A 24,783-nucleotide genomic window follows, 5' to 3' on the forward strand; every position below is an offset into this window, starting at 1 on the left:
ACCGCCATGACCACGCTGCAGCAAAAGAACCCGGTTCCGGCCCTCCCGCCGGAGCCGGAAGTCACCGGGATACCAGCCAAGCCCCGTCCCAGCAGAATGAGGCGCAAGGAAGCCCGGTTCTTCTGGCTTTTCATATCGCCATGGATCTTCGGTTTTGTGGTCTTCCTGCTTGGGCCCATGCTGGCCTCGGTCTACCTGTCATTCACCGACTGGGACTCCTTTACGGACCCCAACTGGGTGGGTTTCGGGAACTACGTAAAGCTGATCACCGAGGACACCGTCTTCCACAAGGCGCTCTGGAACACGCTCTACTTCGCCTTCTTCTCGGTGCCGCTTGGCATGGGCATCGCCCTGGGGCTTGCAGCGCTGCTGAACAAGAAGATGAAGGCGCGGAAGATTTTCCGCACCCTGGTGTATTTGCCTCACCTGGTGCCGATTGTTGCCGTGGCCCTGATCTTCCAGATGATTCTGGCTCCGGACGCAGGGCCCCTCAACCGGGTGCTCGCGATGTTCGGCGTGGACGGCCCGGTGTGGCTCTTCGACTCGGAATGGGTCAAGCCGGCCATCATCCTGCTGTCCCTTTGGCAGGCCGGCGGCGCAACCGTGCTGCTGCTCGCGGGGATGAAGGGTATCCCCCAGGAGTTTTACGAGGCCGCGGAAATCGACGGCGCCTCATCGCTCAGGCAGTTCTGGAGCATCACGTTCCCGCAGCTGACCCCCATCATCTTCTTCAACCTGATCATGGGAATCATCGGCGCGTTCCAGGTCTTCGCGCAGGTGTACATCCTGACGCAGGGCGGGCCGGACAACGCGAGCCAGATGCTGGTTCCGCTGCTATTCACTGAGGCATTCCGTAACTACCACATGGGGTATGCATCAGCCATTTCGTGGCTGCTGTTCCTGATGGTCATGGCCCTGACGATTCTCGCTTTCTCGACGTCGCGCAAATGGGTTTTCTACGAGACGGAGGTCAAGAACTGATGGCTGAGCTCAAGGTGTATCAGAGCACCGCCTTTACGTATGCGGGGCTGATGGTTGCTTCTGCAGTGTTCTTCGCTCCCCTGGTCTTTGTGGTTTCCATCGCCCTCAGCAGCGACCAGACGGTAGGCACCGGCGCGTTCTCGTTGTTCCCCACCGAGTTCCGGTGGGAGAACTTCGTACGGATTTTCCAGACCCAGCAACCGGTGGGGAACTTTGTGGTGAATTCGGTCATCATCTCGGTGTTGTCTGCCGTGGGCCAGGTGTTCTCCTCAGCCCTGGTGGGTTACGCCTTCGCCCGGCTCCGGGCGAAGGGCAAGAACATCACCTTTATGATCATGCTCGCCACCATGATGATCCCCGCCCAGATCACCATGATTCCGCAGTTCATCCTGTTCAAGGAGCTCGGCTGGATCAACACGTTCCTGCCGCTGATCATCCCCAACTTCTTCGGCAACGCCTACAACATCTTCCTCATCCGGCAGTTCGTTTCCCGGCTGCCCGTGGAAATGGACGAGGCCGCGATGGTGGATGGGCTTGGATACTTCGGCATTTTCCGCCGGATCGTCCTGCCGATGATGATGCCTGTGCTGATCGCGATCGCCATCTTCACGCTGACCTGGACGTGGGGCGATTTCATGGGTCCGCTGATCTACCTCAACGAGGACACCAAAATGCCGTTGGCCCTTGGCGTGCAGTTACTCACCAGTACAAGCCAGGAGCTTCAGACCCCGCCGTGGAACCTGGTGATGGTGGGAACCGTGTTCCTGTCGCTTCCGATGATCATCATTTACTACTTTGGTCAGAAGTACATGTATGAAATGAATATCTCAACGGGCAGTGCAGGCGTTAAGTAGTCATGGACAGCACCTCCGGAATCCCGCCCGCAGGAGGCTCTGGCCTCATCCGAACGCAGAAACAGGACATGAAAAAGAGAACGTCCAAGGACATCCGGAATGAGAGCCGCTTCGCCTTGCTGCGCGGGCTGTATTCCCTGCACACAGCCACCCGCCAGGAACTGGCTGCCACCACGGGGTTGAGTTTCGCCACCATTGCCAACATCGTTGGCGAACTGGTGGACGTCGGTGTACTGGTGGAGGCGGGCCGGGAGGATTCGGGGGGCGGGCGGCCTGTAACAAGGCTGAGGATTTCACCGGACCGCGGTTCCCTGGTGGGGGTGGATATAGCGGAGACGTACATCCATGTGGATATTTACGATCTGGCCCTCGGCGTCATTGGCCAGGCCGAGAGTGACCTGCCCATCGACGAGAATGATCCCGCGTCGCTGGCCCGGCGGGTAGCAGGACTCGTTGACCAGGCCGCGGCAACCGCAGGCATTCCGCGGGAGGGAATTCTGCGGGTGGGCGTCAGCCTCCCGGGCCAGGTTGATCCCCAGCGCGGCGTCTCCGTGTTTGCCCCCAACTGGGATTGGCATGAGGTCAGGATCCAGTCGCTTCTTTCCGAAGCGATCGGACTGCCGGTCGACGTCGACAATCCCCTGCGCGCTATCGCCATCGCGGAGTTGTGGTTTGGTGCCGGACGCCTGGTGGACAACGTGGCCACGGTTAACCTGGGGACAGGCGTGGGTGCTGGTCTCGCCGTCGGTGGTGATTTGGTCCGGGGAACCAGCAACACCGCTGGCGAATGGGGCCACACCACCCTGATTTTTGGCGGGAGGCTGTGCCGTTGCGGCCGCCAGGGCTGCGTGGAGGCGTACCTGGGTGTGCCAGGGCTCCAGATGACCATGGCGGAGGTCAATGCTTCCCATGACCTGCTGACCGGGGACCGCCAGCGGGAGTTTGTGTCTGACGTCGCGAAGGGCCTGGCCGAGGGGGATCCTGACTGCATCGAGCTGCTGGAGGTGACGGGCCGTTATTTCGCCGCCGCCTTGGGGAACCTGATTAACTTCATCAACCCGGACCACGTAAGTGTCCTGGGATGGACCGCCAAAGTCCTCGGCCCGGAGCTGCTCCGGGTCACCCAAAAACACCTGCCCAACGAGGTGCTCCCGAGCGCTGGGGCTGCCGTCCGCGTTGAGCTGTCCACGGTGCCTGGAAACTCAGTGACGCTGGGCATGGCAACCTTTGCCCTGGAGGGATTCCTGGAGCAGGTGGGGTTGCCCAGCCGAGGGCCCACCAACAGATTAATGGCATCCCGCAAGCGATCACCGGAGGTTGCTGGCGCATGAACCGCCCTTCCCTGAACCTGCCCGAGTTGGACTATGAGCTTTCCCCATATACGGGCCTCACCCGTGAACACTGGGCAGGCTACGCGGATTTCCTCCTGGAATCGGTCCATCAGCATGCCTCCGAAAGCCATGCCAACATCTACCTGCCCGGGCCGGCGAGCGCCTTTGGACGTTCCAGCGATTCGCTGGAAGCGTTCGCGCGTACTTTCCTTCTGGCGTCCTTCCGTATCGCCGGGGACCCCGAAGGCACGGCATGGCTCGCGGACTGGTATGCCGCCGGGTTTGACGCCGGTACGGACCCCGCTTCACCGGAACGCTGGCCAAGGCCAGACGAGCTGGGGCAGGCCAAGGTGGAGGCAGCTTCCCTGGCGGTAGGACTTGCCCTCACCAGGGAACATCTTTGGGACAAGCTTCCGCAGCGCGTACAGGAACAGGTCATCGCCTGGTTCGAAACAGTAATCGGCGGAGACTACCCGCCCATCAACTGGGTCTGGTTCCAGATTGTGGTGGAGACCTTCCTTTCCACCGTGGGCGGCCGCTTCTCTGAGGAGGACATCGACGCCGGCCTCGCCATCCACGACTCGCTGTACCAAGGCGGCGGCTGGTTCGCCGACGGCCCGGAACGCGCTTATGACCACTACGTGGGCTGGGCTTTCCAGGTCTACCCGCAGGTGTGGGCACTCATGGCTCCGGATAATCCGCAGGTGGTTGCCCGCAAGGCCATGGATGCTGAGCGCCTTGCCGATTTCCTGGACGATGCCGCCCACCTCGTTGGCGCCAACGGTGCCCCGCTCATCCAGGGGCGCAGCCTGATTTACCGCTTCGCCGCGGCAGCACCCTTTTGGTCGGGAGAGCTGGCCGGAAACACCAGACTCGCTCCGGGACTGAGCCGGCGTGCAGCATCTGGAATGCTGGACTACTTTGTCCGCAACGGCGGGATCGATTCCAACGGCCTTCTGTCCGTCGGCTGGCACGGCGAATATCCCGGCATGAAGCAGAGCTATTCCGGGGCGGGCTCACCCTACTGGGCTTCCAAAGGGATGCTGGGCCTGGCCCTCCCGGCGGACCACCGCGTGTGGACCGCCGTCGAGGAACCCCTGCCCGTGGAGGCTGGAGACACTCGCCGGATCATCGCGGCACCGGGCTGGAACGTCAGCGGAACAGTGGCTGACGGGGTGGTCCGCATCGCCAACCACGGCACTGACCACGCCAAGCAGGGGGACGCCACCACCGACTCCCCGCTCTACGCCCGCCTGGCCTACTCCACTCACACCTTCCCGGACCTCGCCCCCGAATCGCCGGACAACGCCGTCGTCCTCGCGGATGCAACCGGCCGGCTGACTCACCGCACGGGGTTTGAGGCTCTGGGCACCCGCGAGTACGGGGCGGCCCTCAGCGGCGCCTCCCGCTGGACGGCCAACTGGATCACGACGCCGGCAGATCCCGGAAGGGACCACGGCAGCGGTTTCCGCGGGGAGGTTACAACGGGGCCCGAGGTGACCGTGGTGTCAGTCGTGTGCGGAGCAGCGGAGGTGAGGATCGTGCGGCTGCGCGGTACTGCCGACTCTAAATCCGGAGCGCTGATGTTGGGCGGCTGGCCGCTCGCGCCGTCGTCGGACCTGACCGGTGTTGTCCGTCCCCTGCCCGGCTTCGCGGCTCCCGAGGGCGCGGAGCTCGAAACCGGGACCCTCCTGCGCGAAAAACCCCAGCCTATGGGTGAGGGCCTCCGGATTCCCTGGCTGGGAACTGTTGGCCCCGCTGTCGATGGACTCTATGCGGCCGTAGTCGCTTTCGGCGGCAACGGAACGCTGGAGGCGGCTGACGCCGTTCGCTGCGTTCTGGATGTTTCCAAAAACAGGACGGACGACGGCGGTGTTCCCCTTGAGTTAGCCCACCTTGAGTTCGGGGACGGCACCATAGTCCCACTCCACGAATTTGCCGATCTCCTGGCACCCTGAATCTTCTAAAAGGAATGAACATGTCTACTTTTGCTGTTGGCGCGCAGGACTTTCTGCTGGACGGCGAACCGTTCCGGGTGCTCTCCGGCGCCATCCACTACTTCCGGGTCCACCCCGACCTCTGGGCAGACCGCATCCATAAAGCGCGGCTCATGGGCCTGAACACCGTGGAGACCTACGTTCCCTGGAATGAGCATTCCCCCCGGCCCGGCGAGTTCCTGACCGAGGGGCAGCTGGACCTTGGCCGCTTCCTGGACCTGGTGGCGGCGGAAGGCATGAAGGCCATTGTCCGGCCTGGACCGTTCATTTGCGCCGAGTGGGACAACGGAGGACTTCCGGCCTGGCTTTTCCGCGACCCCACCGTGGGCATCCGGACCAGTGAGCCCGGCTACCTTGCCGCCGTCGACGCCTTTTTCAGGGCCCTGCTGCCTGCCGTCGTTGACCGGCAGATTTCCCGTGGCGGCCCCGTGATCATGCTGCAGATCGAAAATGAGTACGGGGCTTATGGCAACGACAAGGCCTATCTTCAGCACCTGGTGGATCTGGTGAAGGGCGGGGGCCTGGACGTTCCGCTGTTCAGTTGTGATCAGCCCGCGGGAACCATGATCGAGGACGGATCACTTCCGGAGCTCCTCAAAACGGCAACGTTCGGCTCCCGGGCGGCGGAGCGTCTGGCCACCCTGCGGAAGCACCAACCCACCGGGCCGCTCATGTGCGCGGAGTTCTGGAACGGCTGGTTCGACAATTGGGGCACCCACCACCACCGGACCGACGCCGCTGCTGCCGCCGCCGAGCTGGACACATTGCTGGCTTCCGGGGCGTCCGTCAACATCTACATGTTCCACGGCGGGACCAACTTCGGCTTCACCAACGGCTCCAACGACAAGGGCATCTACGAACCCACCATCACGTCCTATGATTACGACGCGCCGCTCAGCGAGGACGGTTTTCCCACCGCCAAGTACTTCGCGTTCCGGAACGTCATCGCCAAACACTTCCCGGTGCCGGAGGAGCTTCCGGCTCTACGCGCTGATGCCGCGGCGAGCTCCCTGTCAGTGACGGATTCAGTGGCCCTGCTGGACGTCCTGGAGCTGCTCGGCTCGCCTCTTTTGGTTGAGGGCCCCGCTCCGACCACTGAAGACGCCGAACACTACCGCGGCTTCTCGGTGTACAGCGCTACTGTGGCCCATGGTGGCCTTCTTGCCGTGGCCGAGGTCCGGGACCGTGCGCACGTGTTCCTGGACGGCCGTTCCATTGGTGTGCTCAGCCGGGACCACGGCGAGCGCGCCATCAGTCTGCCATCGGGCGGTCTGCTCCAGGTGCTCGTGGAGGACCAGGGGCGCGTCAATTACGGCAAACGCATCGGTGAGGTCAAGGGGCTGATCGCGCCGGTAACGCTCGACGCCGTGGAGCTGCTGGAGTGGGACATCCGGCCTTTGGATTTCAGTCGGGTTGCATCCTTGCGAGCGGCTGCTGTTCCCGTGGGGTCTGCCGGTGGTGCTGGGGATGTCGGTGTGGCTGGCCCCTCTGTGTCCTTTGCGGACTTTGACGCAGACGGCCCGGAGGACCGGTACCTACGGCTGGACGGCTGGACGAAGGGAAACGCGTTCATCAACGGCTTCAACCTTGGCCGCTACTGGAGCCGGGGGCCACAACGGACGCTGTACATACCGGCGCCGCTGATCCGCTCCGGCCGCAATGAGTTGGCCATCCTCGAGCTGCACGGAAGCGCTACGGGGACGGTGCAGTTCGTTGCCGCGCCGGACCTGGGCCCGGACGAAAAATAGGTGTCTCCTCCATTGCAGTGGCACGTCCCGGGTTGATGTGGTTCCCGTAAGCTCCTCCGATGGGGGAAAGAAGATTATCGAGGATTTTACGGACAGCAAATGCGGCAACCAGGCCAGCACTGGTGCTGAGCCTCGTGGCGGGCCTCTGCCTGGCGGGATGCGGCGTTCCACTTGGCGCCTCTGGGGACGCTGCATCACCCACGCCGACAGGCGCCTGTCCACGGGTTGAGGACATGCCGGACCAGGAGCGCCATTGCGCTGTTTACGATCCCGACGCGGCTATGGCCGAGAACGAAGGCTACCGTCAGGAAAGGCCTGTGAGCGCGGAGGCGCAGGCGCAACTCGATGCCTATGTTGGGCCGGCCCGGGAAGCATTGGAGGGGCTGCAGCAGCCAGCCACAGTGGCGGACGTCAAGCGGGCGCTTGGCTCGATCGGCCTCGACGAGCGAGAGGTCCAGACTGACGACATAGGCACGGGCATCAGGTTCGGCGCTCACTCAAAGACGGGCGGCTGCGTCACGGGGAGCGTGGGCGTCGACGGGACCGTACACCTCTCCACCGGAGGATCCATCATGGACGGCGGCTGCCTAGCAATGTCGGGGCACTGATGGTTGTAGCTAACTTATCCGGCGGAGCCCGGTTGATAGAACCGGGGCCTGTCCTGACGAACTGACTACCGCCGGGGCCGACTCACTGATCGGCGGCCAGCTTGGCCCCGAATGCAAGGAGCGCCAGGCCAGCCACGCCGTCAGTAATCCGACGTACAAGGGGACGCAGCAGGTGTTCGCGCACGGAAGCCGTTAGAACAGCAACAAGCAGGAGCCAAGCCGAGCCAACGACCGGCAACGCCCACGCATGCAACAACCACGCCCATAATGATGCGTCCGCCCCAACAAACTGCGGCAAGAGGGAGAGAAAGAAAACGAACATCTTTGGGTTGGTGATGTTGCAGAGGAAGCCCTGTTGGAAGCCGCGCACCCAGCGCTCAGCCGGTGGCTGTTGATCTGCAACCGCGGCCGACGTTCGACGGAACGCTGACTGCAGTGACTGCACTCCCAGAAAAAGCAGGTAAGCCACACCCGCCCACTTGATCATTTGAAACAACCACTGAGATTGCACCACAAGCGCGCCCACACCAACCGCGGCCAGGGCCCCCTGAACAGCAGAGGCTACCCCGACTCCGGCGGTGGTCGCTGCCCCGACGCGACGCCCGGACATCACGGTATTCCGCAAGACCATGAGGAAATCAACGCCGGGTAAGAGCACCACTACGAGCACAACGAGCAAGAACTCCCAGGTCAATTCAACACCTCCGAGGCGACGGTACTTCCATGTCTGATGCTAACGCCAGCCGCGTTACCCGGATGGGCGTAGACTGAAAATCCGTCGACCAGACGGCACACAGTCCTCCACGGTGCCCCCTCACAAGGGATGTTTTGTCAGGGCACTACCAGGATCGAGGCCGTCATGGCCCATCAACCGCACCTTCAGCCGGAAACCTCCGTTGCAGAACACCTCCAGGACCTCGTCCTGCAGTGCGAAGACGTGGAGGAACTCCTCAACGAACTCGCGACATTCTCGGCCACTGCCCTTTCAAGTAAAGCCGAGGTTCTCTGCAGCGTCACCTTGATCCGGCACAAAAAGCCAGCCACGATAGCTGTCAGCGATGCCCGTGTCCTGTCCTTGGACGAAGCGCAGTACGGCTTCAACGACGGACCATGCCTCACAGCGACCAAGGAACAGGCCACCATGCATGCACCGCATCTGCGGGACGAGCAGCGCTGGCCGGGGTACACCGATGCAGCCTGGTCCCAGGGAATCGGTTCCATCCTCGCCGTCCCCCTCCCCCTCGTAGGGGAAGCGAACGCTGCGCTGAACATCTACTCAACCCAAACCGATGGCTTCAGCAGCGAGGACATCAGGACCGCCGAAACCTACGCGGGGAAGGCATCCAAGGCCCTGGGACTAGCCGTCCGGATCGCCCAGCTAATGGACGACAAGAAGCACCTGAGCATGGCGATGGAATCCCGGACGAGCATCGACCTGGCCGTCGGCGTAGTCATGGCGCAGAACCGCTGCAGCCAGGTAGCTGCCGTCAAGATTCTCAAGATCGCCTCCAGCGCCCGCAACGTCAAGCTCCGCGACGTCGCATCATCCGTCCTCGCCTCCGTATCCAAAGACCCAACCGTCTTTACCCATTTCGACAGCTAGAGCCCTTCCGCAGCCACTCACGTTCAGCGATGTGCTTCAAAGAAGCGGCGGATGTCGGCGACCAGGATCTCGGGCACCTCCATCGCCGGAAAATGCCCCCCACTGGCATGCTCCGTCCATGACAGGTAGGTGCCTGCACTGTCCACAACTGCACGAACCGAGAGGTCTGCCGCAAAGATTGACGCCGCAGTCGGCGGCATCGGCGGCGCCTGCCAGCCGCTGGCATCTCCCCAATCCCCGCCGCTATCGCCCTCGGACTGGGCTGTCCCTGCAGCCGCGAACTGCCGATATACCTGGATGCCTTCGTAGACCGCGTGGGCGGAGGACCACCCCAACTGTCCGAACCAGTACAGACTGACCGTGGTGAGCAGCAGGTCGATGTCCACCGCATCCTCGGGCAGCGGCCTCGCCGGGTCGGTCCACTCCTTGAACTTCTCGATGATCCACGCCAGCTGGGCAACGGGTGAGTCGGTGAGCCCATACGCGATCGTCTGGGGCCGCGTCGCCTGGATGTGCAAGTAGCCGGCGCCGTCTTCACGGAAGGAGTTGAACCGGGTGGCCCGTTCCCGATCGGACTCGTCGAGCCCGTCAAGGCTGATTGGAGGTCCGAGCGGGAATGGGCCTGGACCATTGACGTGCGTAGCGATCACCCTGCCGGGAGCCAGCATCGGCAGCATGCCCACAATGCCGGACCCGACGTCGGTACCCTGGGCGAGGAATCGGTCATAGCCGAGGCGGGTCATAACTTCCGCGAGTGCCGCAGCGACCCGGGAGAGGTCGCCCCATCCCGGGCCGGACAGCGGAGAGAACCCGTAACCCGGCAGCGACGGGATCACCAGGTGCACTGCATCCTCTTCTCGGCCGCCGTGGGCGACCGGGTCGGTAAGGGGTCCGATGACGTCAAGAAACTCCACGAATGAACTCGGCCATCCATGCACCATCAGCAAGGGGCGGGCGGCGGGTGATGCCGAGCGGACGTGCACAAAGTGGATCTGCTGCCCATCCACGGTAGTGCTGAACTGCGGAAGCTCATTCAGCTTTGCCTCCTGGGCCCGCCAGTCGAACCCGCTTCGCCAGTACTCTGAGATCTGCCGAAGGTAGTTGACGGGAACGCCGCGCCCCCAGCCCATCTGGTCGAAGTCCCGCGGCCAGCGGGTATGGGCGAGGCGATCGTGCAGATCATCCAACTCGCTCTGGGGGATATCGATCTGGAAAGCATGAATCTCGTTGTTGGTCATGAAGTCAGCATAGAAACGATTGCGGAACGTTAGCTTCCTCATTTCGTAGGAGAATCGAGACATGCTGAAAACATCGGCTCGACTCCTGCAGATTCTGTCGTTGCTGCAGACTCACCCGTTCTGGTCCGGGGGCGTGCTCGCGGAGCGCCTTGACGTTTCAACGAGGACCATCCGCAACGACGTCGAGCGCCTCCGCGACTTGGGCTACCCCATTCACAGCACTCCGGGAGTAGCCGGCGGCTATCAGCTCGGCCCGGGTTCGGCCATGCCGCCGCTCCTTATGGACGACGAAGAGGCCGTTGCGGTGGCCCTTGGACTCAGCAGCGCTGCGAGCGGGTCCATCCTCGGGGTGGAAGAAGCAGCCCTGCGAGCTCTAGCCAAGTTGCACCAGGTGCTTCCCTCCCGACTCCGTCACCGGATCACCACCATGCAAGCAGCATTGGTGCCCATGCCAAGCCACGGTCCTGTCGTTGATGCCGCCATACTGCTCACCCTCGCCACGACATGCAGGGACACCCAACGCCTTCGCTTCGACTACAAGTCCCAGTCCGGATCCACCTCCCGCCGTATGGTCAAACCGTACCGACTCGCCCTGCGTGCCGGCCGCTGGTATCTGCTTGCCTACGATCTCGACCGGGATGACTGGCGAACCTTCCGCGTGGACCGCATCGCCCCGCGCGTTCCCGCGGGGCCCAGGTTCACGCCACGCGCATTGCCTCCCGAGGGAGCCGCCGACTACGTCGATCGCGGTGTCGCCTCCGCTCCCTGGGACTTCAAAGCCACCGTACTGATCTATGCACCGGCGTCAGTCATCGCCGAACGCCTCCCGCGCTCGGCGGGTACGGTCACAGCGCTTGACGATATGACCTGTGAGCTTGAGTCCGGTTCCGACAATCCTGCCGCTCTATTGCGGTATCTCAGCATGCTCGACGTCGACTTCTCTGTTGCTGACAACCCTGTCCTCGCCGTCGAGGCCCGTCTCCTTGCGGACCGCCTGACTCGCGCAAGCGGGCGCAGTGAAGCCTCCTAGTGCTTGGTGCTTGACCATGGCGCGAAAAGTCGGAGGTGCTCTGGAGCGCCGATGCCGGGCGGTTTGTATCCGCCCGGCATCGGTGAAGGATTGAGATCCTTGACTTTGGTCCAGGTTTGATTCGAGGCGCCCCCGCATGTCCACAGGATCAGCGGGCTGTTATTCGCGGTGGCGGCTTTATTGACGTCGATGCATTTCCCTGACTGGACGCCGCGGATGGTGCCATCGGGCTGGAAAGTCCATTGCTGATTGGTTCCGGTTCGGAGGGTCTCCGGGGGAGGGTGCCGGCGCCGGGAGCTCATGCTGGATCTTTTGTATCTGCTGAGCCTGATGGGTTTGCGGTCGGAAGATTTCGTCCGCGATTCCGAGGAGATCTCCACTGACACGGCGGCTGATACCTCGTCGCCCATTACTTCGCGAGGACCAGTACCAAAGCCCAGCCAAACCGGCCGGCACCCCGAGTACAGCCAGCGCCCCAATCAGTATGTCCATGCTGGCAACCCTAGCCGGGAAAGCGGGTTCGCTGGCAAGTGTCAACCGGGCATCCGGAAAGTGGAGAAATTCCCTACTCCGTCACATCCGAAAATCACCCTTGTGCAGCCAAAGTGTGAACGCTAACATGAGCTATCCACCGCTGAGTCGCGCATATCGCTGCGACCAGTCATCACCGATCAGCTGGTGGGTTTTCTCAAGGGAGAGAGACCAAGAGTGGCTCTATTACAACGCTCAATTGCGGTCACAAGTGTGATCATGCTGGCTGCGGGACTAGTCTCAATGACTTCTCCTGCCTTCTCAGCTACAACGTCGCTGGACGCTAAGAAGGTGCTGGAACTGCCTTTCGACGGAAGCCTCGCCGACGTCAGTCCAAAAGCGAATAGTCTGTCCATGCAGAAGGGAACGGCCGGCTATGGCACCGGCCTTTCGGGTCAGGCCTTCAACTTCAACGGCTCCAACGCCGTGAACCTCGGGACAGCAGCCTACCTGCAGCCCACCAACCTCACCGTCTCGTTCTGGTTCAAGCCCAACGTGGCGATGGCCGGCGAGCAGGTGTTCAGCTGGAACAAGCAGGCCTACACTTCCGACGGCTGGTACCTGACCTCCGAAAGCAACACAACCCCGCTGGCCCTCTCGATCGGCCCAGCCACCGGCCAGCCCTACAAGGTCGCCATCGACGCGCCCCGGGCCACCTTCTTCCCCACTGACCAGTGGACCCACATTGTGGCCACGTACGACAAAGCCTCCAAGAACGTTGCCATTTACCGCAACGGTGTCCGTCAGTCAGCCATCGTCAAGTTCCCGGTGGCTGGCACCGCGACCGGCGTTTTGGGTTCCGAGAGCACCACCAACAAGACCCTCGGCTACAACGGCCCCCTCTACAACGGTGCCCACCTCAACGGTCTGCTGGATGACTACACGGTTTACGACGGCGTCGCGTCCACCACCGATGTGGTGGCCCTCACCAAGGCGCACAACCCCGGTTTCGATGGGCGCTCAGTAGCTCAGTCCGATCTGGATGCCATCACGGTCCCGCCCAGCGCATCCACGAACTTCACTGTCCCGCAGGAGGGTTCCAAGGGAACGGCCATCAGCTGGGCGTCATCCAATTCGGCCGTCATCGCGATCAACGGTGGCGCAGCAACAGTCACCCCGCCAAGCAGCTCATCCGTCACAGTGACTCTCACGGCAACAGGCATCTATGGCGGAAGCAACCCCGCAACCAAATCATTCAGCGTCGAAGTGCGCCGGGAGAGCCTTGAGTCCTCGGTCTACCTGCTTGAGGCGGGCCTCAGCGACGTGACTGTCCAGGATCCCTACCTGGTGAACGGCAACCAGAAAACCATTGATTATCTGCTCAGCCTGGACCCGGAGAAGTTCCTCTTCTCCTTCTACAAACAGGCAGGACTGACACCCACGACGGCGGCCGGTTACGGCGGCTGGGAACGCGAAACCGGTACCCGGTTCCAGGGTCACTTCTTCGGCCACTACATCTCGGCCCTGTCCCAGGCGTACTCCACCACCACCGACCCGACGACGAAGTCCGCGCTGCTCACCAAGCTGACTGCCGCCGTCGACGGTTTGAAGCGGTGCCAGGACGCCTACGCGGCGAAGGATTCCGCCAATGCGGGATACGTTTCGCCCTTCCCCGTGACGTATCTGCCGTCGGGGGCGAACGGGCTGCTGGTTCCGTTCTACAACCTGCACAAAGTGGTAGCCGGGCTGATCGAAGCCCACGACAATGCCCCTGACGCTGTAGCCGCAAAAGCCCTCGCGGTTGCTGACGGTTTCGGTACCTGGATCACCAACTGGGCTGGCCGCCAGGCCAACCCCGCAGTCTTGCTCGGCACCGAATACGGCGGAATGAACGAAGCCCTGTACGAGCTGTACAGCATCACGGAAAAGCCGGCCCACAAGCGCGCTGCGGAGTACTTCGATGAAGTCACCCTCTTCCAGAAGCTCGCCGCCGGCCAGGACGTCCTCAACGGCCTTCACGCGAACACCACCATCCCGAAGCTCATCGGGGCACTCAAGCGCTACACGGTGTTCACGGACAATCCGCGTCTCTATGCAACGCTGACGGATGCTGAGAAGTCCAACCTGAATATGTACCGTACGGCAGCTGAGAACTTCTGGCCCATCGTGCATGACCACCACACGTACGCCAACGGTGGGAACAGCCAGTCGGAGCACTTTCACGCCCCCGACACCCTCCACCAGTACGCAACCAACGGCCAGACCACCGGCTACGGCGAAAACTCCACCTCAGAGGGCTGCAACGAGTACAACATGCTCAAGCTCACTCGCGAGCTGTTCCAGGTCACCAAGGACGCGAAATACGCGGAGTACTACGAACACGCGTTCATCAACTCCGTCCTGCCGGTCCAGAACCCCGAGACAGGCATGGTCACCTATTTCCAGCCGATGGCCGCCGGTTACGCCAAGGTTTTCGGCAACAAGCTGGACGAGTTCTGGTGCGATCACGGCACCGGCATCGAGAGCTTTACCAAGCTCGGTGACTCGATCTACTTCGAAGACACAAACTCGGTTTACGTCAACCAATTCAGGTCATCCGTTCTCCGTTCAGGGGCCCGCAACCTGAAGCTGACACAAACTGCGGATGTCCCCAACAAGGAGACCGTCACCCTGCAGGTCGCAGGGCTCGACGGCGGCGCCGTCGCGAACGGAACAAGCGTCCGGTTGCGCATCCCGTCCTGGGTCAAGGGAACACCGACCCTCCGCGTCAACGGCGTGGTCAAGGACATCGCACCGCTGACGTCCGCGGGCTACGTCGTGGTCCCCGTCGCTGCAGGAACCACAATCTCCTACACGTTGCCCGCCAAGGTCACAGTCGACGACGAAACCGAGAACGCCAACTGGGTCGCCTTCAAGTACGGCCCCGTCCTGCTCGCCACCGAGCTGAACCGGAACAATGCCGGGGCCGCCTACACCGCTGGAGTCCTCGTGCGGATGAGCACTGCAGACAAGACGGTCAACTCGAACGTCGTCGTCAGTGACGCCGTGGCTTGGAAGGCAGGCATCGAGAACAACCTCGTACGTCTTGCAAACGGTGTGAACGCGAACGGTATGGACACCATGCGGTTCTCGCTCCGGAACGTGGACACAGCAGCCGCCGCACGGATCTTCGAGCCCTATTACAGCCTGTACAACGCGCGCTACGCCATCTACATGACCCTCGTCCAGCCCGATTCCCCCGAATCGCAGGCGTTGATCCGCCGGCAGAAGGAGCAACTCCGGATCGACGAGACCACCATCGATTCGCTGACGTCGTTCGATAACAACAACAGCGAGGCCGACAAGAACTACAAGTACAACAAGTCGGGGGTGGGGACCTTCCAAGGCCAGCCTTACCGGGACGGGCAGCGGGCCACAGACGCCTTCTTCCAATACGACATGATCGTGAACCCGGCGCTGGCCAAGAACTACCTCGGCGTCCGTTACTACGGCGGAGACAACGGCAGGACGTTCGGCGTTTACGTCAACGACGTCCTGCTCAAAAACGAGGTGATCACCAACGCCAACGGCGCTACCAGCTGGTACATTCAGCACGACCAGATCCCCCAGGCCGTCCTGGACGGCATTGCGGCCAAGGACAGCTACAAGCGTGACCAGAACGGCAATTACGTGCTGGATGCCAAGGGCGCCAAGATCCCCGTGGTTACCGTCCGTTTCCAAGGTAACGGGACAAGTTTTGTGGGCGGTGTTTACGGCGTCTACACGAAATCGAGCAACGCCTTCGCCACCAACGCCGAACTCAAAGCACTAACCTCCAGTAACGGCACGCTAAGCCCCGCCCTTACGCCCGGCGTTCGTTCATACACCCTCACGGTGCCGACGACCGCCACGAGCGTGACGATCGACGCTGACCCGGCGGTAGGAAGTGGGCTCGTTATGATCGGGGACATCCTGATCGACGACACGAAACCCCGCATCATCACGCTGACCGCGGGGGTGCAGACGACGAACATCGTCCTGACGTCCTACGCCCAGGACCACGTGACGAAGGTGAGCTACCAGATCGCCATCGTGCGCCGATAATCGCACAATGGCACACCGCCTGAATGGGAGACTTCCTGATAGTTGGTAAGGCTCGCATGCACGCTGGGATGGACCGTGCCACTTCCTTGGAAGTGGGACGGTCCATCCGTTGGACAGTGGGGGTGCCTTTCGTCCAGTCGCAGTCCTAATTTCACCCCTGTAGCGTGCCATCGGAAGGTCCGTCGATCCCCCAATTGTCGGCGGACCTTCTTTAGCCCGCAGCCGGCGTCGCAGCTCCCGGCTCTCCGGAACTGAGCCCCGAGACCTCACAATGCTGATTTCCCGGAAACAGCATTGTTTGTTGCAGGAACAGGATCTCGGGTCCAGCCTTGAAGTCATGCACCACCAATGCCAACACAGGGATGGCAGGATTATCTTGCGGCGGCTAAGCGGCTAAGCGGCTGTGCCGGTCGGGCAGCGGAGGCGGTACTGAGGTACAGGCCACGGCCAGTCGACGGACGCCAACGCTTCGCTTAGCACCCGATCTGATGAGGGGAAGATCGTCATGGAGAATAAATGGACCGGAGACGCTCAACTTGTACGCGCCGTGGAGCGCACGTTCCGATCGAAAACGGCAGCAGTGGCGGTGGTTACCCCTGATCGTGAAATGACCGCGGCAGTAGGTTCTGACCATCACTCCTCCTTCGAGATCGGTTCAATCTCCAAGGTGCTCACCGGAATGTTGTACCGGGATGTGACAGAGCGCGGCCTCATCTCGCAGACGACAGTCCTGCGCGAGTTACTTCCGCTTGAGGGTCACGGAGAGGTTGGCTCCGTGAGCCTGAGTTCCCTGGCCACCCACCGCTCCGGCCTCCCGGGCCTACCGCCAGGGATGCATCCGCTTAGCCGAAACCTTAGGTTCTTGATGAGAGGTGAAAACCCTTACGGCGACTCGCTAACCGAGCTCCTCAGCCAGACGCGCAACCTGCGGGTTGGCGATCCACGACCGAAGTACTCGAACCTGGGCTTTCAGTTACTCGGGCACGCCGTGGCGGAAGCAGCCGGGAGCCGCTACGAACAACTCCTGCAGGACGTCTTGGGCTCCGGGTTCCGGGCTCCTGCCCGCCCCGAGGACCTTGGACCATCGGAATTGCCGGGGTTCAGTCGGTTCGGACGCCGCATGCACCCCTGGGTTGGTGAAGCCATGGCCCCGGCGGGAGGGGTGCGCGCCACCATCAACACCATGCGTGGCTTCCTTCGTTCAGTCCTTGATGGGACAGCTCGGGGTCTCTCCTCGCTCGAACCGGTCGCGGAATTCACTCCCAAGGTGGGCATCGGAGCGGGGTGGATCACCCTCGAGTATCGAGGCCGGGAGATCACGTGGCACAACGGCAGCACTGGGGGCTTCAGTAGCTGGATCGGACTCGATCGCGACGCCGGCACCGGAGTTGTTGTGCTCTCGGCAATTCATGGGTCTGTCGATAGACAGGGATTCCGGCTCCTCACCGAATTCGCCACATCCGAAGCAGGACCTCCGTCACGCGCCGTCAATGGCAGGCCAGCGTGATCGGGAGCGCCGTGTGCTGGGAGAAGAGCAGACGGATTGGTGTCGGCTTGAATCGTGATCAGGTTCTTGACGACGGCAAGCGTGCACTGGGAATCCGGTCCAACCGCAAGCGGGCGACTGCCAATATTGGTAAGGATCAGTGGAGCTGTTTGGGTCTCGGGCTCAGTCGTATGCGGACAGCAACGCCGGCGCAGAGAATGACGGCCAGACCGCCGATGATCGTGGTCGAAGTCAAGTCCTCGCCCAGCAGAAGACCTGCCCAACAAATGCTGAGGACCGGCTGCGCCAGTTGGATCTGGCTTATCTGTGCCATCGGCCCGATCGCAAGGCCGCGGTACCAGGCGAAGAAACCCAGGAACATGCTGACGACCCCAAGGTAGACGAACGCTGCCCACTGCAAGGGTGTACCGGACGGGACCTGCTGCGCCATGGCAAGGGCGCTTAGGACCACCATTAGGGGCGATGCTAGAACCAGCGCCCAAGATACTGTCTGCCACGCGCCCAGTTCACGGGCCAGCAAACCTCCCTCCGCGTACCCGATGGCTGCGGCAATGACAGCGCCGAAGAGCAGCAAGTCCGCCCAATGCAGCTGCCCTAAACCACCCGATTGTGCGGAAGCGAAGGCAATCGCCGCCACCGAACCCACCGCTGTCACGATCCAGAAGACAAGCGGTGGACGTTCTCGGCTGCGGAGGACGACCGTAGTAGCCGTGGCCGCCGGCAAGAGAGCGATGACGACTGCTCCATGACTGGCAGGCGCGGCAGTAAGTGCAAAGGACGTGAGCAGCGGGAAGCCCACGACAATCCCTGCAGCGACAACAGCCAGCCGGGCCCATTGAACGCCTCGCGGAAAGCGCTGCCTCGCCAGAGATAGGGCCATGGCAGCAAGAAAGGCCGCCACGACTGCCCGTGCCGATCCGATGAACAGCGGCGATAGGCCGCCGACTGCCAGCTTCGTAAAGGGGACCGTGAAGGAGAAGGCAACTACTCCAACGAGGCACCACCAGAGGCCGGATGCTGTCCGGTACGGTAGCACAGGTCGGATTATGGCAGTAGCGCTACTTTGGAGTCTCATGAGTGACGATAGCAGTTTCCTCTAAAGCTTGCTGTCCTTGAACGGCAAGGGTCGCGGCCGCTCCCACCGTCGTGTGACTGGGCTCCATGGTTGGATGAATTATGACAACCATCGATGTAGTGAATGCAGAGGACCTGCCCTTCACCGAAGTCCTCGCGCTTTACGATGCGGTGGAGTGGTTGGCCTACACAAAGGACCCTGACAATCTTCAAAGAGCGTTGGAGGGGTCCTCAACCCTCGTGGCAGCTCATGATGGACAGGCGCTGGTTGGACTAGCGCGGATCATCTCCGATGGTGCCTCGATCTGCTACATCCAAGATCTCCTCGTGCTGCCGTCACACCACAGAAGAGGTATTGGACGAGCCCTGGCTGAACGGGCGCTCGAACAGTATCCGCATGTGCGTCAGAAGGTCTTGATCACCGACGACGGGCCACGGCAGAAGGCATTCTACGAAGCGCTCGGCTACACGCAGGCTGAAGAGTTCCAAGGAGGATCCATCAGAGCGTTCGTCAGGTTCGATTGATCGCAGAATTCGTGCGAGGCACCATCCTGGGGGTCCCTCCGATCAGGAACGCCTGACGTCAAGCCAAGAAAAAGAAAGCACTGGTCCCCCGGATTCGTCCGGGGGACCAGTGCTTCGCGGCGCTCTCAGCTGTCCCTGAGCACGTTACCTAGACAGTGGCCTCGGCGAGCTTCTTCTCGCTTGAACGAGCGCTGCGCTTACCATTGGCAGCCGGTGCGGCGCCGGCTCGCTTCTCCACTGACTCGGCTGCAATGTAGAGACCCTCGCGGTTCAGGTTCCGCGAGTAGGAGGAATCGAGGTACAGAGTCGGGAACGAGTCCACAGAGTTCATCTCGGTGGCCTTGGCCAGAAGTGCCGGATACAGATGTGGCTTCACCGGACCTGCCCCGCCGCCGAAGACATACGCGACCTCGGTGGTCGCACCAACGACGGCCAGAACGCGGCCGAACCGCTCCGCAACTTCCTTGGCGAAGAACCGCATCTCTTCATCGACGAACTGAGCAACCTTGTCGTAGAAGTTACGCTTCAACGGCGACGCTCCGGCCTGCAAGTACTCAGCCAACTGCTTGCGGGAAGTGAAGCCATGCGAGAAGCCCTGGTCCTCCATCGCCTTCAGCGCGTCGTTAAGAACCGAACCGTAACCTCGGTTGTGCGTGGTCGAGGCGTCGGCGTTGAACTCTCCAGCGGTGAACACAGGAAAGTTGACTGTCCCTTCACCGACGTCGATGCCAACTGTGTGCTCGGCTGCAAGCACGTCTGCAGATGTGATGCCCACCAGTGACAGGCCTCTGCGGCGGACATCGGCTAGCATAGCGTCCATCAACGGCTCGCCCTTGGCAGTGATCGCATACTGAGCCGACGCGCCCTCGGGGATCACCTGTACATCCACGAATTCAAGCTTCACGGTGACCGGGGTCTCGAAGTTATGCACGGTAACCGTATGCGTGCCGCTCGTGAACTCAGCGGCGTAGCTGGTGCGGTGTGAGATGTACTCGTTGATCGGCAGCGCAAGTGCCACCCGAGCCTGCACACTTATGGTTTCGATAGCCGGCGGCAATCCACCGTGCTGGCGCACGTAGTCACGCAGGGCCTTGGCGGCGAAAGCACCCATGACCAGAACCTTGCTCAGCTCCTGCTGGGCCTTGCTACGACGGCCAACCACGTCGAACTCATCAAATGCGCCTTGCGCGCTCAGGGCACGCAGTCCGAAGAGCCTGCGGTGATAGTTGCTGACCAAAGGGGAGACGAAGCTGACGTCCAGCTCGTTGTAGAAGTTGCCTTCCATCTTCGTTGCGGCTTCATCGTCAGGGGTCGGCAGAGCGTTCGGGCGCGTGATCGTTGAGACGCCGCTTGGCAGGTCGATCTCGTCCACGTTGGCGGCACCTGATGCACCGGCGCCGCGGATGAGGCCCTTGACATAGCCGTTACCGACGTCGATGCCACCGGTGAGATTGATCGAAATGGTCATGAATGTGATCCCTTCGTGGAAAGTGTTTGATGTGGTTACTGGGTTGCCATACAGGAGAAAGTGCTGGGGGTTGTTTTGAGAGTCAGCGCAGCATCGAGAAGATGTCGTTGACTTCCTGTCCGACAGAAGGCTGCTCCGGTTCAGGAGTGGTCGAGGAGGTGTGGATCTCGTCCTTCTTTGGGACAGACTTATTAGGCAGTACCGCAGGTTCCGGTGCGATGCCGCGGATCTCGGGTTCGGTGTTTGTCTCCTGGCTTAAACCCGGATCTGCGAACGCAGCGGGGGACGCTACCTGCTGAATCGAGGCAGCCGAAGCCCCAACTGTTCCTGCGTTCCGCTCTGTCTCTGTGGATTCCTCTTCAGGACCCACAGGACGTGCGCGCGTGGGAAGCTTGGCAACTGGTCGGTTAACGACGTCGATGTAGCCAAGGCGCTCGATGCTCTCACGGATCAGCATCCGAATAGACAATGATGGGTTGTCCTGCAAATTCATCCACACCAAAACAGCCTCATCGGCTGCGGGGACGCTCATGCGGAAACGGTGCGGCTGCGGTTTCACAGTTGTTACAGCAGAAGGTTTTGCCGTTTTCACAGCGGCCTTCGCCTTTGGTGCTGCCACCTTGCTCTGAAGATTGGCCATGGACCCCTCCCCTCTCTTTTTGTGATTAACAAAAGTTCATGATGAGACTCAAACTGAACCCTCGCTCGCGTAGCTCCGGCCCACATATGACCCGTCTCCGGTCAGATATGGTCAGGAACAACCCAACCTTAGCCCGCAATTTGTGGAGCAACTTACGCGGCGCTTCAACTAATCCTCGCGGGCACGGCGCAGCGGTTTCTTTTTTGTTGGTATCTGCCCGTGGAACTAATGTTGTGCACATGAGTGCAGAACGAAAAGCCAGTCGCCACGCCCAAGAATTTCGTTGGCACCAGGAAAACCTTCAGTTAACGGAGACCGAGGCTGCTCTTCGCGACCTCAGAACCCTCCGGGAGGCGGTTGACCAGCTCCTCATCGAAGCTGTCATTCGAGCCAACGACGAAGGAATGAGCCCGGCCAGCCTTGCTGACGCGCTCGGATTCACCAAACACATTGCGACGGAATCACCCTCCCCTGAAATCGTGAACGCTTCAGTAGCAAGGCCTTCTGGTCGCCGTGGCATTCGTTTTGAGCCAATGGCTTAATTGTGAAATGGGGCGCACCCAGGGCATGAACTGCTCCTCGAAAGTTGGACTGAGAAATCCGTTCTGACTTGCGGGGAGCAGTTTTATGTTGATGGCTTCTCTACGTTAATGAGTTCCAGCACAGGCCCTTTGTGGAGAGAGCGATAGATTTCGTTCCGGATGCCGTTCGCTTCTTGATCGGTAAGAGTCCGCGACAGTGGGCGCAAGGTGATGCGCAACAATGCGTTCGACTGCAAGCTATCCAGTTGCAACCTGGCCTTCGCTCCCTCAGGCAGGTCATCATAGGCCGTCAGGGCCATGAGCGTCACCGATTCGAGATCCTCTGAACGCTCGCCCAGCGCGGCACGCACCTCGTCGCCCAGGGTCTCGTCGTCTGAGTCAGCGGGAACAACGATAGAAATATCCCGGCTGATACTGGGCATCAGGGAAACCGGACGCCACGGCGAAAGGTCGAGCACCTGAATCCTGATCCTTTCATCCGTGGAGCGCAGGAGCCTGATGTCGGGAATGCCCTTACGGAGCATCAACGCCCAATCCATGCCCATACCCAACGCCAAGCCCGACCAGCGGGCCGGGTCCAGGCCCGCATCGTCGAAGAGTTGCGGCCGCATCATCCCGCACTCGGCCAGTTCCAGCCATTCTCCGCTTACCAGCACGTCAACCTGCCGCCCGCTCGTTGTGTACGGGTGTTCGGCGGGGACCGCCCTCCACTGTGCCCCCGGAATCACCGCTTCAACCAGTTGACCGATCATGGCTTCGAGATCGACGGGCGTGAGGGAGGCCTTGGAGGAAACCCGCCACAGGTCCACCTGGTGCGGGGTTCCTACGTGGGCCCGGTCAATCGCGTCAAGGCGGTACACCAGCCCGGGCATAACCAGCAGCTGGTCCACTGCCATGGAATCGGAGTAGGAACGCAACAGCGCCGGGATGGAGGCGGAGGTGTGGCTGCGCAACATCACGGTAGGGCTGGCGTACCGGGTGTAACGACGGTTCCGGGTCACGTCCGTGGATGCGAAACCCAGTTTGTCGTAGTTGTCAGCCACCGCGACCAACGGACTGTCTCGGATGGTGCGGCATGGAACCTCCCACGCCTCTGTCAAAGCTGCAGTGACCTGCTGCAAGAGGTCCTGCATGGCGTGTGGGCCGGACGCAGGGTTTGAGAGGTCTCGCAACGTCAGGGCATCGTGGAGTTGTGCAGGGGAAAGGTACTCAGTCATTGGAAGGTCCTTCACTGGCAGGTTCGGCGGTCGGGTTCCCCCGAGCCGTACCCGTAGCCAGGACCTAGGCGCTCGCCTTTGAGCCCTCGCAACCGGTAACCGGTCGGGGGCTGATAAATCGCAGGCAATTGCGCATGAAAGTAAGAGTAGCGCGACGGCGGCCATTCACGCACCCATGGTCGACGACGGAACTAATCGTGCTGGGACGGGCTGACCGGAAAGTCCTTTCATACCCACAACCCGTTCATGATCAGCGGATAGACGTTAGTGTCTGTTGTCATGGAACTTCGCCGCCTCTCACTTCAGGACGAGCAAGAGGTAGCACGAGCTCATGAAGAACTCGCACGTGAGGGCTTTGAATTCCTCCACGGCTATGAGCCCGACACGGACTGGGCCGATTTTCTGGAGAGGACGGAACGTACTCGTCAAGGCATCTGTCTGTCCGGGACTCACGTTCCGGAAACGTTTTTGGTCGCGGAAGTAGGAGGCCAGATAGTGGGTCGCGTTTCGATCCGCCATCACCTCAATCCAGCACTCCGCCTAGTGGGCGGCCATATTGGATATTCAGTGCGCCCAGGATTCCGGAGGAACGGTTATGCAGGGCAAATTCTGGATCTGGCACTGATCGAAGCCCGGAACCTTGGGATCGGCGAGGCATTGCTCACCTGCGACGTCGACAACCTGGCATCCCGGCGCGTGATCGAAAGCCACGGTGGCGTTCCCGAAGCGGCGATCCACCAGGACACCAAGTTCAAATTGCGGTACTGGATAACCACCTGAAGTGCGAGGACGCCTCCAGCCCACGCACGGCGATCCGTCCGGTGACGGTCCCTCTTCACCGACAGCTATCAGCCCTCGACGACGGACATCGGCCCTTCGACTTGCGGAACAGCTCACGAGGTCTCTGGGCGGCGCTACGCGCGGCACCGGACGAAAAAGTCCTGCAGTGGGTGAGGATTGAGCCATGGCAAAGCGCATCAGCGGCCTGGCCGCCGTCGTCTACCAACAGGCTGCGTCCGCGGCTGTGAGCCAAAGTGCATCCTCATGAAGCAGATGAGGCTCAGGTACACCGGAGTGTGTCGGCTGTGCGGTGCCTCTCTTTCGGCCGGTACAGAAGCGATCTATGAGCGCGAGACGAAGACTGTCCGCTGCCTGGGATGTGCCACCGAGGCTACGGGAACCTTGTCCCCCGAGTCCGGAGTAGCCGGGTCATCCGCCCGTCGCGAGTATGACCGTCGCAAAGCGAAGGACGAGGAAAAGCTCCGCGAAAAGTGGGGTCGCCTCGGTGGCCTCGCTGTCGTCCTCTCTGACGAACGCCCGCACACCAAGGCCTGGGATCGAGGCGCGACCGGCGAGGAACGCCTCGGTGCTCGACTAAATGCCCTGGCTGCCGATGGCCTGGCTGTCCTCCACGACCGACGCATCCCCGGCTCGAAGGCAAATATCGATCACATCGCCATCACTCCCGGTGGAATCTGGGTGATCGATGCCAAGCGGTACAAGGGACGGCCTGAACTCAAGATCGAGGGTGGCATCCTTCGCCCACGCCTGGAGAAGCTTCTCGTTGGCCGCCGTGATTGCACGAAACTGGTCGACGGGGTACTGAAACAGGTCGACGTCGTCCGCGACCTCGTCGGGGATGTTCCGGCGACCGGGGTGCTGTGCTTCATAGAAGCAGACTGGCCCCTGATTGGGGGCGCATTCTCGACTCGTGGCGTTCAGGTGCTCGGGCCCAAACAGTTAGCCAAGGCGTTAACAGAGCAGACGTCCGGCGACGTTGATGTGCCGGCGATTCGTGCGACGGTAGCGTCGCGGTTCGGGTCAGCCTAATGAACCGTGATGTGTCTTCGAGTTCCTGGCCTCGTC

21 protein-coding genes are annotated in these 24,783 nt (G+C 61.6%); 14 read left to right on the forward strand and 7 right to left on the reverse strand.

The features are described from left to right. Positions 1-6: 6 nt before the first annotated feature. From M1E02_RS20510 to M1E02_RS20535, 6 genes are all read left to right on the forward strand, one after another. Positions 7-981, forward strand: coding sequence for a carbohydrate ABC transporter permease (locus tag M1E02_RS20510; protein ID WP_479376009.1), 975 nt, complete (start codon positions 7-9; stop codon positions 979-981). After that, the gene (locus M1E02_RS20515; protein ID WP_247041417.1) at positions 981-1,835 is read left to right on the forward strand and encodes a carbohydrate ABC transporter permease; all 855 of its coding nucleotides are present in this window, start codon (positions 981-983) and stop codon (positions 1,833-1,835) included. Before M1E02_RS20510 ends, M1E02_RS20515 begins: the two co-directional genes overlap by 1 nt. 68 nt (positions 1,836-1,903) lie before the next feature. Next, positions 1,904-3,166, forward strand: a complete 1,263-nt coding sequence (locus tag M1E02_RS20520; RefSeq protein WP_479376010.1) for an ROK family transcriptional regulator — start codon at positions 1,904-1,906, stop codon at positions 3,164-3,166. Beyond that, the gene (locus M1E02_RS20525; protein WP_479376011.1) at positions 3,163-5,124 is read left to right on the forward strand and encodes a DUF2264 domain-containing protein; all 1,962 of its coding nucleotides are present in this window, start codon (positions 3,163-3,165) and stop codon (positions 5,122-5,124) included. Before M1E02_RS20520 ends, M1E02_RS20525 begins: the two co-directional genes overlap by 4 nt. 20 nt (positions 5,125-5,144) lie before the next feature. Further along, complete coding sequence (locus tag M1E02_RS20530; RefSeq protein ID WP_479376012.1) at positions 5,145-6,911, forward strand: glycoside hydrolase family 35 protein; 1,767 nt, start codon at positions 5,145-5,147, stop codon at positions 6,909-6,911. A gap of 233 nt (positions 6,912-7,144) precedes the next feature. Then, positions 7,145-7,519 (forward strand): hypothetical protein, encoded by a 375-nt coding sequence (locus tag M1E02_RS20535; RefSeq protein ID WP_479376013.1) that lies wholly within the window; start codon positions 7,145-7,147, stop codon positions 7,517-7,519. Positions 7,520-7,601: 82 nt separating this feature from the next. Here M1E02_RS20535 and M1E02_RS20540 read toward each other — a convergent pair whose 3' ends face one another. Beyond that, positions 7,602-8,213: a LysE family translocator gene (locus M1E02_RS20540; RefSeq protein WP_479376014.1), complete on the reverse strand. Its 612-nt coding sequence runs from the start codon at positions 8,211-8,213 to the stop codon at positions 7,602-7,604. Between the two features lie 165 nt (positions 8,214-8,378). On the opposite strand from M1E02_RS20540, the gene M1E02_RS20545 reads away from it, so the two are divergent. Next, positions 8,379-9,122, forward strand: coding sequence for a GAF and ANTAR domain-containing protein (locus M1E02_RS20545; RefSeq protein WP_479376015.1), 744 nt, complete (start codon positions 8,379-8,381; stop codon positions 9,120-9,122). A 23-nt stretch (positions 9,123-9,145) separates the two neighbouring features. On the opposite strand, the gene M1E02_RS20550 is transcribed toward M1E02_RS20545, so the two are convergent. Continuing rightward, positions 9,146-10,360, reverse strand: a complete 1,215-nt coding sequence (locus M1E02_RS20550; RefSeq protein ID WP_479376016.1) for an epoxide hydrolase family protein — start codon at positions 10,358-10,360, stop codon at positions 9,146-9,148. 61 nt (positions 10,361-10,421) lie between these two features. On the opposite strand from M1E02_RS20550, the gene M1E02_RS20555 reads away from it, so the two are divergent. Beyond that, on the forward strand, positions 10,422-11,390 hold the full coding sequence (locus M1E02_RS20555) for a helix-turn-helix transcriptional regulator (RefSeq protein ID WP_479376017.1): 969 nt from the start codon (positions 10,422-10,424) through the stop codon (positions 11,388-11,390). Here M1E02_RS20555 and M1E02_RS20560 read toward each other — a convergent pair. Continuing rightward, a complete protein-coding gene (locus M1E02_RS20560; protein ID WP_479376018.1) occupies positions 11,387-11,692 on the reverse strand; it encodes an RICIN domain-containing protein in 306 nt (101 codons plus the stop codon). The two genes, M1E02_RS20555 and M1E02_RS20560, sit on opposite strands and share 4 nt — an antisense overlap. A 472-nt stretch (positions 11,693-12,164) precedes the next feature. Here M1E02_RS20560 and M1E02_RS20565 point away from each other — a divergent pair, with 472 nt between their 5' ends. Both M1E02_RS20565 and M1E02_RS20570 read left to right on the forward strand, forming a co-directional pair. Then, complete coding sequence (locus M1E02_RS20565; protein WP_479376019.1) at positions 12,165-15,944, forward strand: beta-L-arabinofuranosidase domain-containing protein; 3,780 nt, start codon at positions 12,165-12,167, stop codon at positions 15,942-15,944. A gap of 505 nt (positions 15,945-16,449) precedes the next feature. Then, positions 16,450-17,451, forward strand: coding sequence for a serine hydrolase domain-containing protein (locus M1E02_RS20570; RefSeq protein WP_479376020.1), 1,002 nt, complete (start codon positions 16,450-16,452; stop codon positions 17,449-17,451). Between the two features lie 136 nt (positions 17,452-17,587). Here the strand turns inward: M1E02_RS20570 and M1E02_RS20575 are convergent, their stop codons facing one another. Continuing rightward, complete coding sequence (locus tag M1E02_RS20575; protein ID WP_479376021.1) at positions 17,588-18,526, reverse strand: DMT family transporter; 939 nt, start codon at positions 18,524-18,526, stop codon at positions 17,588-17,590. A gap of 101 nt (positions 18,527-18,627) precedes the next feature. Between M1E02_RS20575 and M1E02_RS20580 the strand changes: the two genes are divergently transcribed. After that, on the forward strand, positions 18,628-19,050 hold the full coding sequence (locus M1E02_RS20580; RefSeq protein WP_479376022.1) for a GNAT family N-acetyltransferase: 423 nt from the start codon (positions 18,628-18,630) through the stop codon (positions 19,048-19,050). A 148-nt stretch (positions 19,051-19,198) separates the two neighbouring features. Here the strand turns inward: M1E02_RS20580 and M1E02_RS20585 are convergent, their stop codons facing one another. Beyond that, complete coding sequence (locus tag M1E02_RS20585; RefSeq protein ID WP_479376023.1) at positions 19,199-20,518, reverse strand: ParM/StbA family protein; 1,320 nt, start codon at positions 20,516-20,518, stop codon at positions 19,199-19,201. Positions 20,519-20,600: 82 nt separating this feature from the next. Then, positions 20,601-21,158, reverse strand: a complete 558-nt coding sequence (locus M1E02_RS20590) for a hypothetical protein (protein WP_479376024.1) — start codon at positions 21,156-21,158, stop codon at positions 20,601-20,603. 239 nt (positions 21,159-21,397) lie between these two features. Between M1E02_RS20590 and M1E02_RS20595 the strand changes: the two genes are divergently transcribed. Next, entirely contained in the window at positions 21,398-21,700 is a 303-nt protein-coding gene (locus M1E02_RS20595; RefSeq protein ID WP_479376025.1) for a hypothetical protein, read from the forward strand. Between the two features lie 83 nt (positions 21,701-21,783). Here the strand turns inward: M1E02_RS20595 and srmL are convergent, their stop codons facing one another. Further along, positions 21,784-22,917, reverse strand: coding sequence for a PheS-related mystery ligase SrmL (gene srmL / locus M1E02_RS20600; protein WP_479376026.1), 1,134 nt, complete (start codon positions 22,915-22,917; stop codon positions 21,784-21,786). 279 nt (positions 22,918-23,196) lie between these two features. Here srmL and M1E02_RS20605 point away from each other — a divergent pair, with 279 nt between their 5' ends. Continuing rightward, on the forward strand, positions 23,197-23,697 hold the full coding sequence (locus tag M1E02_RS20605; protein WP_479376027.1) for a GNAT family N-acetyltransferase: 501 nt from the start codon (positions 23,197-23,199) through the stop codon (positions 23,695-23,697). Positions 23,698-23,961: 264 nt separating this feature from the next. Beyond that, positions 23,962-24,747 carry a nuclease-related domain-containing protein gene (locus M1E02_RS20610; RefSeq protein WP_479376028.1) on the forward strand — a complete coding sequence of 262 codons (786 nt, stop codon included), beginning with the start codon at positions 23,962-23,964 and terminating at the stop codon, positions 24,745-24,747. Positions 24,748-24,783: the final 36 nt, after the last annotated feature.

This window comes from Arthrobacter sp. Z5-13, from assembly GCF_056499105.1.